We start from the raw sequence: 12,571 nt of genomic DNA, 5'->3' as shown, positions 1-12,571 counted from the left end.
TGTAATGGAATATCAATCTTCTCCGAAACGCCCTTATTTATTAAGAGCATATTATGATTGGTTAGTGGATAACGATTTTACGCCTTATTTGGTTGTAGATGCGACCTATTGGGGCGTGAAAGTACCGGTTGAATATGTCAAAGACGGGCAAATCGTGTTAAATCTTTCTGCCAATGCCACGGGAAACCTACAATTAACTAATGATTTTATTCAATTTAATGCGCGTTTTCGCGGTGTGCCGCAAGAGATTTTTATTCCTATGGGCGCAGCGTTGGCGATTTATGCGCGCGAAAACGGTGACGGCGTAATGTTTGAACCTGAGTCGTTCTATGATGAGGCACAAGATAAGGCGGAAGTTGAACAGCCGCTCAGTTTTGCCGAAGCCGTAGATAAACCGGCGGATAAACCGAAAGTCGAAAAAGAAAAGAATAAAAATAACGGACAAAAATCCGCCTCGCATTTACGTATTGTGAAATAAATCCCAAAAACAAAAGAAAAAACAGCCGCACTTTATGCTGAAAAGTGCGGTCGTTTTTGTATGAGATTTTCCCGTTTATTGCAGCAAGATAATTTCTTTTTTACACAGTAATAAAAAAACTCCCTTTTATCGGGAGTTTTTTTGTTTGTTCTATTTATCTTAGAAGTTTGCGTTACGCGGTGAGCGTGGGAACGGGATAACGTCGCGAATATTTTGCACGCCGGTGACATACACGATTAAACGCTCAAAGCCCAAACCGAAGCCGGAATGCGGCACGGTGCCATAACGACGCAAATCGCGGTACCACCAATAATCTTCCGGATTTAATCCCATTTCGACCATACGTTTATCCAACACGTCCAAACGTTCCTCACGTTGAGAACCGCCGATGATTTCACCGATTCCCGGCGCAAGAACGTCCATTGCCGCAACGGTTTTGCCGTCGTCGTTTAAACGCATATAGAACGCTTTAATGTCTTTCGGGTAGTTTTTCACCACAACCGGTGATTTGAAATGTTCTTCGGCAAGATAGCGTTCGTGTTCGGAAGAAAGATCGATCCCCCAAGAAACCGGAAATTCGAATGTTTTGCCTGATTTCAATAATACTTCGATCGCATCGGTGTAATCGATTTGAGCGAAATCGGATTGAATAAAGTTTTCCAAACGCGTGATAACATCTTTATCAACGTGTTTTTCAAAGAATTTTAAGTCGTCTTTACGCTCGTTTAACACTGCGCGGAATACATATTTCAACATATCTTCGGCAAGTTTGGCGTTATCGGCTAAATCGGCGAAAGCGATTTCCGGTTCGACCATCCAGAATTCTGCCAAGTGGCGAGTAGTGTTGGAATTTTCCGCACGGAAAGTCGGACCGAAGGTATAAATTTTGCTTAATGCACAAGCATAGGTTTCGCCGTTTAATTGTCCGGAAACGGTTAAGAACGATTCTTTACCGAAAAAATCTTGTGAAAAATCCACCGCACCTTTATCGGTACGCGGTAAATTTTCCAGATCTAAGGTGGAAACGCGGAACATTTCGCCGGCGCCTTCCGTATCGGAGGCAGTGATTAACGGCGTTGCCACCCAATAGAAACCTTGTTCGTGGAAGAAACGGTGAATGGCTTGCGCCAAGCAATGACGCACACGCGCCACCGCGCCGATAATATTAGTACGCGGACGTAAATGCGCCACTTCGCGTAAATATTCGATACTGTGGCGTTTCGCCGCCATCGGATAGGTTTCCGGATCTTCCACCCAGCCGGCAACTTCAACGGTTTGTGCCTGTAATTCGACCGCTTGTCCTTCTGCCGGCGATTCGACCACCGTACCGCTGACAATCACCGAGCAACCGGTAGTTAAACGTAAAACTTCGCTTTCATAGTTTGCAATATCGTTATTTACGATAACTTGAATCGGATCAAAGCAAGAACCGTCGTAAACTGCGAGAAAAGAAAGTCCAGCTTTAGAATCGCGACGGGTACGAACCCAACCGCGCACGGTCACTTGATCACCAAGGGCGACTTTCCCTTGTAATACTTCGGCAATAGGTGCAATTTTCGTCATATCAACCTCAATTTTTAAAAAATTTTGCATAAAACTTTCTTAGTTTACCGCAAGTTAGAGAATTTGCCAAAATGTATTAAATTTTTTGTTTTTGTGACTTATGCCACAGAATTAAGGGAATTATCTTGTTTTTCAGAGTGTAACTGGTATAAATTGCAAAAAATTTTTTTAATTAAATTAAATTGAGAAATGTATGGCTAAGGTAAGAAAGGAAGACAAATTACCCTTAAGATTAAAACAACTAGGTAAAATTTATCGTTTAGTTGAACAATTTGAGGAAATTTCACGGATTGATTTATCAAAATTATCGCAATTAGCACCGGCAACGATCACGGCATTAACCCGCGAGTTAATTGAAGAACGATTAATTATTGAAAGAGCGGTGCAAAATACGGAAAGTCGCGGACGTCCGGCAGTGGGATTATGTGTTTCACCTTTTTATTGGCAAGCGTTGTGTGCCATTTTGGCAGAAGATCACTTTGATATTTTGTTGTGCGAATTGGACGGCACACCGATTTCGCAGCAGACTTATCCGTTAACACCGACGGATTTGACGGATTTGGAATCGGTGTTGATTTGTCATTTATTGCATTTTTTAAATCAAGTGCAGCGGCAGCTTAATCATCCTATTACCTTTTCGATTGCAGTAACCGGTGAGTTGGATAAAACTGATAACCGTTTGTGTCGCTTGGGTAAAACCGAAATGAATTTGGATCTTCAGGCGTTATTTGCACCGCACTTTAATATTCCGATTATCGTCACGGAATATTTCCAAACTTGGCTACTGGCGGAAAATACGCTGGGTAGCGTAATCGGCTGTGATAACGTGCTGTTTGTGCAATTAGGCGATGTAATTAATTTGAGTGCGGTATCGCAAGGCGAAATTTTATGCCGTAACGGGCATAGCCGTATTACCATTGACAAGATGATCGTGCCGAAACTTTCGCCGGTGCAGGAGGCGATTAATCCCGATTTGCCGGAAATCGAGCGCTATCAAGTAATGAATCAAATTACCCATAAAGCCGTTTACCGGTTAATCGATCATTTTTATCCGCAGAATAATTTGGCGGATAATGCGGAAAAAATTTATTTCTTATGCCGAAAAGTGAAAGAAGGTGAGGCGCAAGCAGTTGAAATTTTGAATCATTTGGCGGATGTCACGGCGTATATTTTGATGAACTTGGTGAATGTATTCTGTTCCAAAAAAATTATGCTAAGTTCCGGTTTGCCGGAGGAAGTGAAGGACGTGTTTTTGCCGAGAATAAACGAAACGTTAAATAACTATTTGGCACCGAACGGGCAAACGGCGGATGTGATTACCAGTCAATATGAGTGGAATAGTCCGGTTGTGGTGATGGCGGCGATTAAACAAGGTATTTATGACGGCAGTTTGCTGGGGCATTTGATTAAAGATGTCCAATAATGCAGAAAAAATTGTGTTAGCTCAATATCCGCCGAGAAAAATTACTTTAGAATCCCTACAAATGGAATAAAAGGGGAAATTAATGAGTAGTTTTTTTGTAACCGGTACGGATACCAATGTGGGCAAAACGGTATCGAGCCGGGCAATTATTCAGGCGTTGCAAAATAAAGGGGTTCAGATTGTCGGATATAAGCCCGTTGCGTGCGGACAAGATGATCCCGTTTATAACGATATGCAAACGAAATCGGAAAGCGATTACGGCGCGGAAGATAATCCGGACGTATTAACCTTGATGAGATCGACAAATGAAAAAGTTTCTTATCAAGACGTTAACAGCTACAGTTTCGAGCATACAATGCCGATGTTAACCTCAAAGAGCGGTCAAATCGACATTAAAAAAATTAATGCGGATTTGGAGCGCTTGTCCGGTCGTTATCAATCCGTTTTAGTGGAAGGGGCATTCGGTTGGTTGACGCCGATTAATAAAGAATACAGTTTTGCCGATTGGGCGAAAAGCCATAATATGCCGATTGTTCTGGTCGTCGGTATTAAAGAAGGTTGTATCAATCACGCGTTATTGACCGTTCAATCCATTCAACAATCCGGCTTGCCGTTGTTGGGCTGGATCGCAAATCGAATCAATCCTTGTTTGGGGCATTATGCCGAAATTATTGATATTTTGACTGAAAAAATCGATGCGCCGCTTTTAGGACGTATTCCTTATGTGTACAAGCCGGAAGAACAAGAACTGGGACAATATATTACGAATGTAGAAAGACTGACTTATATGAAAACCCAATGGGTAAAATAGAATATGTCTTTGCTGAAAACCGCCTTTTCGGGCGGTTTAAATTTATCTACAAAATACACCGAACGGATTAAATTTAAACAAATAAAAAAGTTCGAAAATTTACATAAAATCACATTATTTCTCTTTATATAACAATCACTAATCGAATCAAGCAGTTATTTCATCGATTTTCTTTCGAATTATCCGTTCCTCCGTTTGATAAGTAAAAAAATGTAAAGATATATTTATTTTCAACGAATTTTGTTAGACACTATGCACGACAAACGAACAGCGTGTCGATTTGTACGTTATTCTTTTAAATTAATTGTGTAGGAGCAATGATGAAAAAATCACTATTAGCGGTATTAGTATTAGGTGCAACATTAAGCGTTACAGGTTGTTTTGACAAAGAAAATAAAGTGTCTCAACAAGTTGAAAATGCAAAAGCAAGCGTATCCGAAGCGAAAGATTCCGTCGCACAAGCGGCAGCCGATGTAAAAGATGCGGCGGTAGAAGCGGCGAAAGATGTAAAAGATACCGTCGTTGAAAAAGCCAACGAAGTTAAAGATACCGCAGTTGCTAAAGCGAATGAAGTAAAAGATGCCGTAGTGGAAAAAGCAGCGGAAGTGAAAGACGCGGTTGCTGATAAAGTAACCGAAGCAAAAGATGCCGTAGCGGATAAAGCGACTGAAGTCAAAGAAGCGGCGGCGGATAAAGCAGCTGAAGTTAAAGATGCTGCGGCGGATAAAGCGACTGAAGTTAAAGATGCAGCGGCGGATAAAGTTGCCGAAGCAAAAGATGCGGCAACCGATAAAGTTACCGAAGTGAAAGACGTGGTTACAGAAAAAGTAAACCAAGCGGCTGACGCGGTATCAAACAAAGCGGAAGATGTTAAAAACGCGATTGAACAAGTAAAAGAAGCGGCAAAATAAGATCGTTATCTTGAATAATAAAGACCGGAATGTTTATTTTCCGGTCTTTTGTTTTTATAAAAAATTATTCTTTTTGCATTTTATCGAGTTTTTGGTAAACTTAACCGAGTTTTGGGGCTGATTCTGGATTCGACGGGATTGACAAAGCCCAAGGTGCACGTCGAGGTGCGGTAGGCCTCGTAAATAAACCGCAAAAAATAGTCGCAAACGACGAACAATACGCTTTAGCAGCTTAATAACCTGCATTTAGCCTTCTCTCCCTAGCTTCCGCTCGTAAGACGGGGATCAAGAGGAGTCAAACCAAAACGAGATCGCGCTGAAGCCTCCGCTTGAGGATCGAAACGTTAAATTAAATCAAGCTAGTTTATTCTTCGCGTGTCTGTCCGCAGAGGGTAAATGAAATTAAAGACTAGACTAAACGTGTAGTGCTGAAGGTAGAGTAATTTCGGACGGGGGTTCAACTCCCCCCAGCTCCACCAAATCTTAGTCTGATAAAGTTCTATCAAATACGAAAAAGCCTTGAATATCAATGATTCAAGGCTTTTTTAATTCCTATGTAGTCTTGCCTATTAAATCCGATGATTTAAGTACCTAATTAGGTATCTAACCGATATTTTAGCTGTTTATTGTCTTTGCTAACGGAACTTGTTAAAGTAGTTTCATCCAATAACAAAAAAGGAGCAATAAATGGCTGCATTATCAGGTGTTGAGACAATCGATTTTGTCGCAAGCCGGCAGAAAAAGACATTGCTAGCGTTTAGCTGCGGTAAAGATGCCGTAGCGGCGTGGTTGGCAATTAGAGATAAATTTGAGGAGGTTATCCCTTATTATCTTTATCTCGTTCCGCATTTGGAGTTTGTGGATGAAAGCATTGATTATTATGAGCGCTTTTTCGGTGTGAAAATAACACAGCTCCCACACACCTCCGTGCCGAGATTATTGAATAATTTTGTTGTCCAGCCGCCGCAAAATTGCAAGGTGATTGAGGATGCCGCATTTCCGGAATTTGATTATCTCGATGTCCAGAAAGTGATGTGCGATAAATTCGATTTACCAAGCAATACATTGGTTGCGGACGGTGTAAGAGCGGCAGATTCGCCAATGCGAAGAATCGCCATTAACAAGCACGGCAGTATCTCATTTAATCAGTTAAAATATCATCCTGTTTGGGATTGGAAAAAGGCTGATTTAATTGAGTGCTTTAGAAAGCACAAGGTTAAATTGGCACAGGATTATAAAATATTCGGGCGATCTTTTGACGGAATCGATTTGCGCTTTTTGTATTTAATTAAGCAGCATTTTCCGAAAGATTATCAAAAGATTTTAGAGTTATATCCAATGGCGGATTTGGAAATATTTCGGTGGGAGTGTGCAAATGGCAAGCGTGGATAAAGAAAAGATTAAAGCTGAGGCAAGAATTAAGCAAAAGCAAGCGAAAGAAAAAGCAGCGATTGCAAAAAGACAGCAAAATAAATCCTATTTTGAGGCGCCTGAGCCGACAGGCGATCCGGAAATTGATTGCGAGGCGGATTTAAATGCCTTACAAAAAGGATTTCGGGACGCAATCAAGCGCGAAGATAAGCGTTTTGAGTTAGCAACAGATTCTGAATATTGGTTCTGTGTTTGTTTCCAGACGCGCGAACAGAAAGAATTTTTATTGAAAGCGTTAGAATTGTTTGAAGAAGGTGACAAATACCTTGACGGACAAGTCGTTGCGGAAAAGCTCGGAATCAAATTGCCAAAAGCGGATGTGCCTTATCGCACAGAAGGGAAAATCGATAAAGCCTATTTAGAGTTTGTCGATTAATTAAATGAAATGGATTAAAAGCCTTGTGTAACAGCAAGGCTTTTTTTATTATAGCCAGACTTTGTCTGGCTATAAAAACCTAGCTTGATTGCTAGGTTTTTTTATCTATTTTTTAATCCGAACCAAGCCTAAATAGCAAGGCTTTTTGTTCTATTTAATATTTTTAGATCGTTTGAAAAATTTAATGAACCGAATTAATTGAAGTGCCTCAACGCGTTTTTCTTGTAGATAAAGCGTGTGAGTTTCTTCATTCTTAAACAATATGTCTTTGAGGACTTTATAACTTATCGGTTGTACTTTCATTGGTTATTTTTCCTAGTTAAATATAAATCAAAGATTATTAAGTTCTTCACGGGATCTCGCTTGATAAAGCGGTTCAATATCAAAGGTGACGGATTGTTCCAAATGCCACAAATCGTAATTGACTTGCATACCGAGCCAGAAGTTAGGCGTTGTATTAGGTAGAAGCTTACTTAAACGCAATGCCATTTCCGGCGTGATGTTGGTTTCCCCGTTAAGAATACGGGAAAGTGTTACTCGTGTAATGCCTAGTTTTTCCGCTACATCGTTGACTTGGAATTCGGAAATTACGTCTTTTAAGACTTTGCCCGGGTGAGCGGGATTGAACATTTTCATTTATTGTTCCTATTAAATATTCTTCTCAGAAACATTGGTTGCTCGAATTTGTACAAGCTTTTGTGGTGATATGGCTTGTTTCCTACGCAAATAAAAAATTTTAGCTCAATACATCCTTCCATAATTTTAAATCAAATCGGAATCGAGGAGAAAAAAACCAATAAAATCGGTGGGACGATGTTGGTGATAAATCCGAAACTGATTGCCAATGGAACCACTTCAATGCCGCCGGAGCGTTGGATAATCGGTAAGGTGCAATCTAACGCGGTGGCGCCGGCAATGCCGACGGCGGTGGAGCGGTGGTTGAACATAAAAAACGGGATAATAAATAAGCTGACGATTTCGCGCGAGAGATCGTTAAAAAAGGCGATACTGCCGAAAACAGCACCCCAAGCGTCATTGATAATGACACTGGAAAGCGAATACCAGCCGAATCCGGAGGCAATGGCAAGACCTTGACTGACGGGTAGATCCAGCGCGTAAGCGGCGAGGATTCCGCCGAGTAGGGAAGTGATAATAAAGATTACGCCGGTGTAAATGCCGCGTTTGTTAAAAAGCACTTCGCGCAAGGAAATACCGTTATTTCGAAGTTGGATACCGACGAAGAAAATCAATGCTATCAGTGCATAAGTGCTGGCGCCGAAAGGCAAGGCAAGCCAATCTTTGGCAAATAAACCGACCCAAAATCCGATGAATACCATTGAACATAATTTTCCGCTGTCGAGCAATAATTTCCAGCGCGGCGGCATATCGTTGCCGAGGCGTTTTAGCGGTTCGGGAAATAATTTATCGTAAGCGATTAAACCGGCAATATTGCAGCTTTGGATGATCACGGCAAAGGTGAGGGCGGAGAAACCGATAATCGGTAATTGCGTGGCGAGATCATCCAGTTGCCCTAAGGCATATCCCATTAAAAACAGAATAATGTAAAGTAAAATCATCACGATTTGATTGATTCTGTGCAAAAGTGCGGTGTTTTTTGTTTTAATTAAATAACCCAAAAACATCGGGCCTAAAACGATAAAAAGTCCTTCGTACATATTTGTTGAGTTTTGCTTAAAGTTAAAAGAGTTATATGTTATTTTACGTTACGCACAGCGGAAACTCAAAGAGGATATTATGTATTTACGCCAATTAGACATTATGGGATTCAGAGGCATTAATCGCCTGTCTTTAACCTTGCGTCCGAATATGGTACTGATTGGTGAAAATGCGTGGGGTAAATCCAGTCTATTAGCGGCATTAAGTTTAATTTTGAACGCTGAGAAAAAGCTCTATCAATTTACCGCCGAAGATTTTTATCTTGCCACCGAAAATGATCCGCAACCCAATGAAATTAGAATGTTGTTCACCTTTTGCGAACAAGATGCCACCGAACATTCCGCGCAGCACAATCATCCTTATCGGCATTTATTCGTACCGAATGAAGACGGTTATTCGCGCGTTTATTTTCAAGTGACGGGCAGCGTAAAAGGCGAACGGATCGTCACGGATTATGCGTTTTTGGATAAAGACGGCAAAATTATTCCGCTGGAAAATAACGACGAAACGGCGCTGTCTTTAATCGGTCGTCATCCGGTTTATCGTTTTCGCGATGCGCGTTTAAATCCGCGCAAAGTGCTTGAAATCGGCACGTCGCGCCCAAACGGCGAGTCACAAGACGATTTGCAGAAAGAAATTCAAGCGGTGCGGCAATTACTGCAATATTATTTTTTAAACCGACAAAGTGCGGTCGAATTAACGGAAGATACGACGTTATTGTGGCACCGCGCGAAATCTTTATGCTTGAAATTACGGCAGGATGAAAATCATCTTTTACAAAAACGGCTTTTCCGCGACTTAAGCGCATTATTTCTCAGTAGCGAACAATTATTGCTGAATAAATATACGCGACCGATTATTTTGCTTGAAGATCCGGAGGCGCGGTTACATCCTCGAATGGTGGCGATTGCGTGGGAATTGTCTAATTATTTTCCAATGCAACGCATTACCACGACCAATTCCGTGGAATTGATTTCCCAAGTGGGTTTGCTGTCCATTTGTCGTTTGGTGCGCGCGGTGGATAGAACTAAAAGTTTTCAATTAACGCGCAAAGATTTAGGCAAAGAAGATCTGCGCCGGCTCACTTTTCATATTCATCATAATCGCAGTTTGGCATTGTTTTCGCGGGTGTGGTTGCTGGTGGAGGGCGAAACGGAAGTGTGGATTTTAAACGAATTGGCGAAACTATTGCATATCGATTTAGCAATGGAAGGCATTCGTATCGTAGAATTCGCGCAGTGCGGATTGCGCCCGTTGATTAAATATGTCAAAGCAATGGGCATTGAATGGTATGTGTTGACCGACGGTGACGAAGCAGGACGAAAATATGCCGAAGTAGTGAAAAATCTGCAGCATCCTGATGATCCGGCAGGCAATCGCATTACGATATTACCGAAACGGGATATCGAACATTTCTTCTATCACGCTGGGTTTGAATCCGTGTTTATTCGCTTGGCGCGCTGGCAAGTTCAATCCAACGTTTATCCCGTCAGTAAAATTATTCAAAAAGCCATTCAACGCACTTCAAAACCAGATCTTGCTATCAGTTTATCTACGGAAATCGAAAAACGCGGCGTTCAATCTATTCCGTTATTGTTTAAACGCTTGTTTTCACGCGTGTTAACCTTAGCAAGAGATTAACTGTTTATTTATACAGTTATTTGTGTTAAAGTGCGGTCAAAAATAAATGAATTTTTCACCGCACTTTTTATGAGCGATAAAACAAAACCGCGCAAAATTATCCATATTGATATGGATTGTTTTTATGCTTCGATCGAAATTCGCGATAATCCCGCTTTACAGGATAAGCCTGTGGCGGTGGGCGGATCGTCGCGTCAGCGCGGCGTGTTAAGCACTTGCAATTATATTGCGCGTCGTTACGGTTTACACAGCGCAATGCCGACGGCGCAGGCGGTGAAATTATGTCCCGATTTGGTGTTATTACCGGTGGATATGGTGCGCTATAAACAAACTTCCGCCCAAATTCATCAGATTTTTTCCCGTTATACGGATTTAATCGAACCGATTTCTTTGGATGAAGCCTATTTAGACGTGACAGAAAGCTCGCTGTTTCGCGGTTCGGCGACGTGGATTGCGGCAGATATTCGACGCGCGATTTGGCAAGAATTGCAATTAACTGCCTCCGCCGGTATCGCGCCGTTGAAATTTCTTGCTAAAATCGCGTCCGATCATAATAAACCGAACGGACAATTCGTAATCAATCCGCACGAAGTGGCGGATTTTGTCCGACAATTACCTTTGCGCAAAATTCCCGGTGTTGGAAAAGTGACAACGCAACGACTAACGGAAATCGGGCTACAAACTTGCGCGGACGTACAACGATTTTCTTTGAACGAATTAATCAATCGTTTCGGCAAAATGGGGCAGCGGATTTGGCAATTCAGCCACGGTATTGATGAACGTCAAGTCGAACCGAACCGCGAGCGTAAATCCATCGCCGTGGAACGCACCTTAGCGGAAAATATTCGGACGGTTGCCCAAGGTATCGACGTGTTAAATACGCTTTATCCGCAGTTATTACGTCGAATTCAAGCAAGTTGCGCGGACATTCCGCTTACGCATTTTCAACGAATCGGGGTGAAATTGAAATTTGACGATTTTCATTCGACGACATTGGAAAAAAGTGCGGTGCAATTTAATCAAGAAAATTTTACCGATTTGTTACGGCAAATTTGGCAACGAGCGCAAGGGCGTCAAATTCGCCTCATCGGTTTATTTGCGCATATTCCGGATCCGCGTGCGGAACGGCAAATGAGCTTATGGTAAAATTTTTGTAAAATACCTTGAAATTAACAATTTAGTAACGATATAGTAGCAAGGATTTATAGCGGTATTATAAGTCGTGTCGAAAGTATTTATCCTTCGGGGAGAGGAACGTTTTATGATGAGAATTCTGTTGTTTTTAGCAACAAATATGGCGGTATTAATCGTTTTTAATATTATTTTAAGTTTAACCGGCATTCAATCGCAAGATGCAATGGGCTTGCTGATTATGGCGGCGTTATTCGGTTTCAGCGGATCATTGATTTCTTTATTTTTATCCAAATCAATGGCGTTACGTTCCGTCAACGGACAAATTATCGAACAACCGCGCAACGAACAAGAGCGCTGGTTGGTGGAAACCGTTCGCGCGCAAGCAAGAGCAGCGGATTTGCCGATGCCCGATGTGGCGATTTATCATTCTTCCGATGTCAATGCCTTTGCCACCGGTGCGAGTAAAAATAATTCCTTAGTCGCCGTGAGTACGGGGCTATTGAATATGATGACCAGAGACGAAGCGGAAGCGGTTTTAGCGCACGAAGTCAGCCACATCAAAAACGGCGATATGGTAACGATGACTTTGTTGCAAGGCGTGTTAAACACCTTTGTGATTTTTATTTCGCGGATGATCGCCAAAGTGGCGGCGAGTAATCGTGACGGCGAAACCAGTCAGGGAATGTATTTCTTGATTTCTATGGTGCTTGAAATCGTGTTCGGTTTCCTCGCCAGTATGATCGCAATGTGGTTCTCACGTTATCGCGAGTTCCGCGCAGACGCCGGTTCGGCTTCGTTAGTCGGTAAACAAAAAATGATCGCAGCGTTGCAACGTTTGCAACAAATCCACGAACCGCAAGAAATGGAAGGTCAGCTGGCGGCATTTGCGATTAACGGAAAACGCGGCGGATTAGCCTCATTATTCTTAAGTCACCCGCCGTTGGAAAAACGTATCGAAGCGTTAAAAAACGCAGACAGCTTTAAATAATCAATATCGATAACCCTGCCTTGAGCGGGGTTATTTTTTTACTTGTGCAATGAGTTAAATAAGCAAATAAAAAAAGGAATGTCGATCGCGAGCTGTTATAATAAAGCGTTTTTTCACCGAAAGTGCGGTGATTTTTTT

12 protein-coding genes and 1 other RNA gene are annotated in these 12,571 nt (G+C 41.9%); 10 read left to right on the top strand and 3 right to left on the bottom strand.

Features of this window, described 5'->3' with window-relative positions:
• The first annotated feature begins 4 nt into the window (after positions 1-4).
• Positions 5-478: a ClpXP protease specificity-enhancing factor gene (locus CVP04_RS07760; protein WP_100296950.1), complete on the top strand. Its 474-nt coding sequence runs from the start codon at positions 5-7 to the stop codon at positions 476-478.
• Between the two features lie 159 nt (positions 479-637).
• On the opposite strand, the gene asnS is transcribed toward CVP04_RS07760, so the two are convergent.
• On the bottom strand, positions 638-2,041 hold the full coding sequence (gene asnS, locus CVP04_RS07755; RefSeq protein WP_100297014.1) for an asparagine--tRNA ligase: 1,404 nt from the start codon (positions 2,039-2,041) through the stop codon (positions 638-640).
• 193 nt (positions 2,042-2,234) lie between these two features.
• Here asnS and CVP04_RS07750 point away from each other — a divergent pair, with 193 nt between their 5' ends.
• From CVP04_RS07750 to CVP04_RS07725, 6 genes are all read left to right on the top strand, one after another.
• Complete coding sequence (locus tag CVP04_RS07750) at positions 2,235-3,464, top strand: ROK family protein (protein WP_100296949.1); 1,230 nt, start codon at positions 2,235-2,237, stop codon at positions 3,462-3,464.
• Positions 3,465-3,546: 82 nt separating this feature from the next.
• A complete protein-coding gene (bioD, locus tag CVP04_RS07745; protein WP_100296948.1) occupies positions 3,547-4,275 on the top strand; it encodes a dethiobiotin synthase in 729 nt (242 codons plus the stop codon).
• A 320-nt stretch (positions 4,276-4,595) separates the two neighbouring features.
• On the top strand, positions 4,596-5,186 hold the full coding sequence (locus CVP04_RS07740) for a prolipoprotein diacylglyceryl transferase (RefSeq protein ID WP_100296947.1): 591 nt from the start codon (positions 4,596-4,598) through the stop codon (positions 5,184-5,186).
• A 113-nt stretch (positions 5,187-5,299) separates the two neighbouring features.
• Positions 5,300-5,665, top strand: a transfer-messenger RNA (tmRNA) gene (ssrA, locus tag CVP04_RS07735).
• A 208-nt stretch (positions 5,666-5,873) separates the two neighbouring features.
• Positions 5,874-6,578 carry an adenine nucleotide alpha hydrolase family protein gene (locus CVP04_RS07730; protein WP_100296946.1) on the top strand — a complete coding sequence of 235 codons (705 nt, stop codon included), beginning with the start codon at positions 5,874-5,876 and terminating at the stop codon, positions 6,576-6,578.
• Positions 6,562-6,993: a hypothetical protein gene (locus CVP04_RS07725; RefSeq protein WP_100296945.1), complete on the top strand. Its 432-nt coding sequence runs from the start codon at positions 6,562-6,564 to the stop codon at positions 6,991-6,993. Before CVP04_RS07730 ends, CVP04_RS07725 begins: the two co-directional genes overlap by 17 nt.
• A gap of 330 nt (positions 6,994-7,323) precedes the next feature.
• Here the strand turns inward: CVP04_RS07725 and CVP04_RS07720 are convergent, their stop codons facing one another.
• Together CVP04_RS07720 and CVP04_RS07715 are read right to left on the bottom strand one after the other, a co-directional pair.
• Complete coding sequence (locus tag CVP04_RS07720) at positions 7,324-7,629, bottom strand: HigA family addiction module antitoxin (protein WP_207761626.1); 306 nt, start codon at positions 7,627-7,629, stop codon at positions 7,324-7,326.
• Positions 7,630-7,760: 131 nt separating this feature from the next.
• Positions 7,761-8,669: a LysO family transporter gene (locus CVP04_RS07715; RefSeq protein ID WP_100296944.1), complete on the bottom strand. Its 909-nt coding sequence runs from the start codon at positions 8,667-8,669 to the stop codon at positions 7,761-7,763.
• Positions 8,670-8,748: 79 nt separating this feature from the next.
• Here CVP04_RS07715 and CVP04_RS07710 point away from each other — a divergent pair, with 79 nt between their 5' ends.
• The 3 genes from CVP04_RS07710 to htpX all read left to right on the top strand — a co-directional run bounded on the left by CVP04_RS07710 (position 8,749) and on the right by htpX (position 12,433).
• Positions 8,749-10,311 carry a DUF2813 domain-containing protein gene (locus tag CVP04_RS07710; RefSeq protein ID WP_100296943.1) on the top strand — a complete coding sequence of 521 codons (1,563 nt, stop codon included), beginning with the start codon at positions 8,749-8,751 and terminating at the stop codon, positions 10,309-10,311.
• A 69-nt stretch (positions 10,312-10,380) separates the two neighbouring features.
• Positions 10,381-11,457, top strand: coding sequence for a DNA polymerase IV (gene dinB, locus CVP04_RS07705; RefSeq protein WP_100296942.1), 1,077 nt, complete (start codon positions 10,381-10,383; stop codon positions 11,455-11,457).
• 115 nt (positions 11,458-11,572) lie between these two features.
• Positions 11,573-12,433, top strand: a complete 861-nt coding sequence (gene htpX, locus CVP04_RS07700; RefSeq protein WP_100296941.1) for a protease HtpX — start codon at positions 11,573-11,575, stop codon at positions 12,431-12,433.
• The last annotated feature ends 138 nt before the right edge of the window (positions 12,434-12,571 follow it).

It is taken from the genome of Caviibacterium pharyngocola (assembly GCF_002795405.1).
GTDB lineage: Bacteria > Pseudomonadota > Gammaproteobacteria > Enterobacterales > Pasteurellaceae > Caviibacterium > Caviibacterium pharyngocola.
Note: the sequence above shows the minus strand (reverse complement) of the source record. Positions and strands in the feature narration are given on the sequence as shown.

Coding starts and splice junctions, on each gene's coding strand:
- CVP04_RS07710 (WP_100296943.1), top strand. CDS start 8,749: ATGTATTTACGCCAATTAGACATTATGGGATTCAGAGGCATTAATCGC.
- CVP04_RS07740 (WP_100296947.1), top strand. CDS start 4,596: ATGAAAAAATCACTATTAGCGGTATTAGTATTAGGTGCAACATTAAGC.
- bioD (WP_100296948.1), top strand. CDS start 3,547: ATGAGTAGTTTTTTTGTAACCGGTACGGATACCAATGTGGGCAAAACG.
- asnS (WP_100297014.1), bottom strand. CDS start 2,041: ATGACGAAAATTGCACCTATTGCCGAAGTATTACAAGGGAAAGTCGCC.
- dinB (WP_100296942.1), top strand. CDS start 10,381: ATGAGCGATAAAACAAAACCGCGCAAAATTATCCATATTGATATGGAT.
- CVP04_RS07725 (WP_100296945.1), top strand. CDS start 6,562: ATGGCAAGCGTGGATAAAGAAAAGATTAAAGCTGAGGCAAGAATTAAG.
- htpX (WP_100296941.1), top strand. CDS start 11,573: ATGATGAGAATTCTGTTGTTTTTAGCAACAAATATGGCGGTATTAATC.
- CVP04_RS07720 (WP_207761626.1), bottom strand. CDS start 7,629: ATGAAAATGTTCAATCCCGCTCACCCGGGCAAAGTCTTAAAAGACGTA.
- CVP04_RS07760 (WP_100296950.1), top strand. CDS start 5: ATGGAATATCAATCTTCTCCGAAACGCCCTTATTTATTAAGAGCATAT.
- CVP04_RS07730 (WP_100296946.1), top strand. CDS start 5,874: ATGGCTGCATTATCAGGTGTTGAGACAATCGATTTTGTCGCAAGCCGG.
- CVP04_RS07715 (WP_100296944.1), bottom strand. CDS start 8,669: ATGTACGAAGGACTTTTTATCGTTTTAGGCCCGATGTTTTTGGGTTAT.
- CVP04_RS07750 (WP_100296949.1), top strand. CDS start 2,235: ATGGCTAAGGTAAGAAAGGAAGACAAATTACCCTTAAGATTAAAACAA.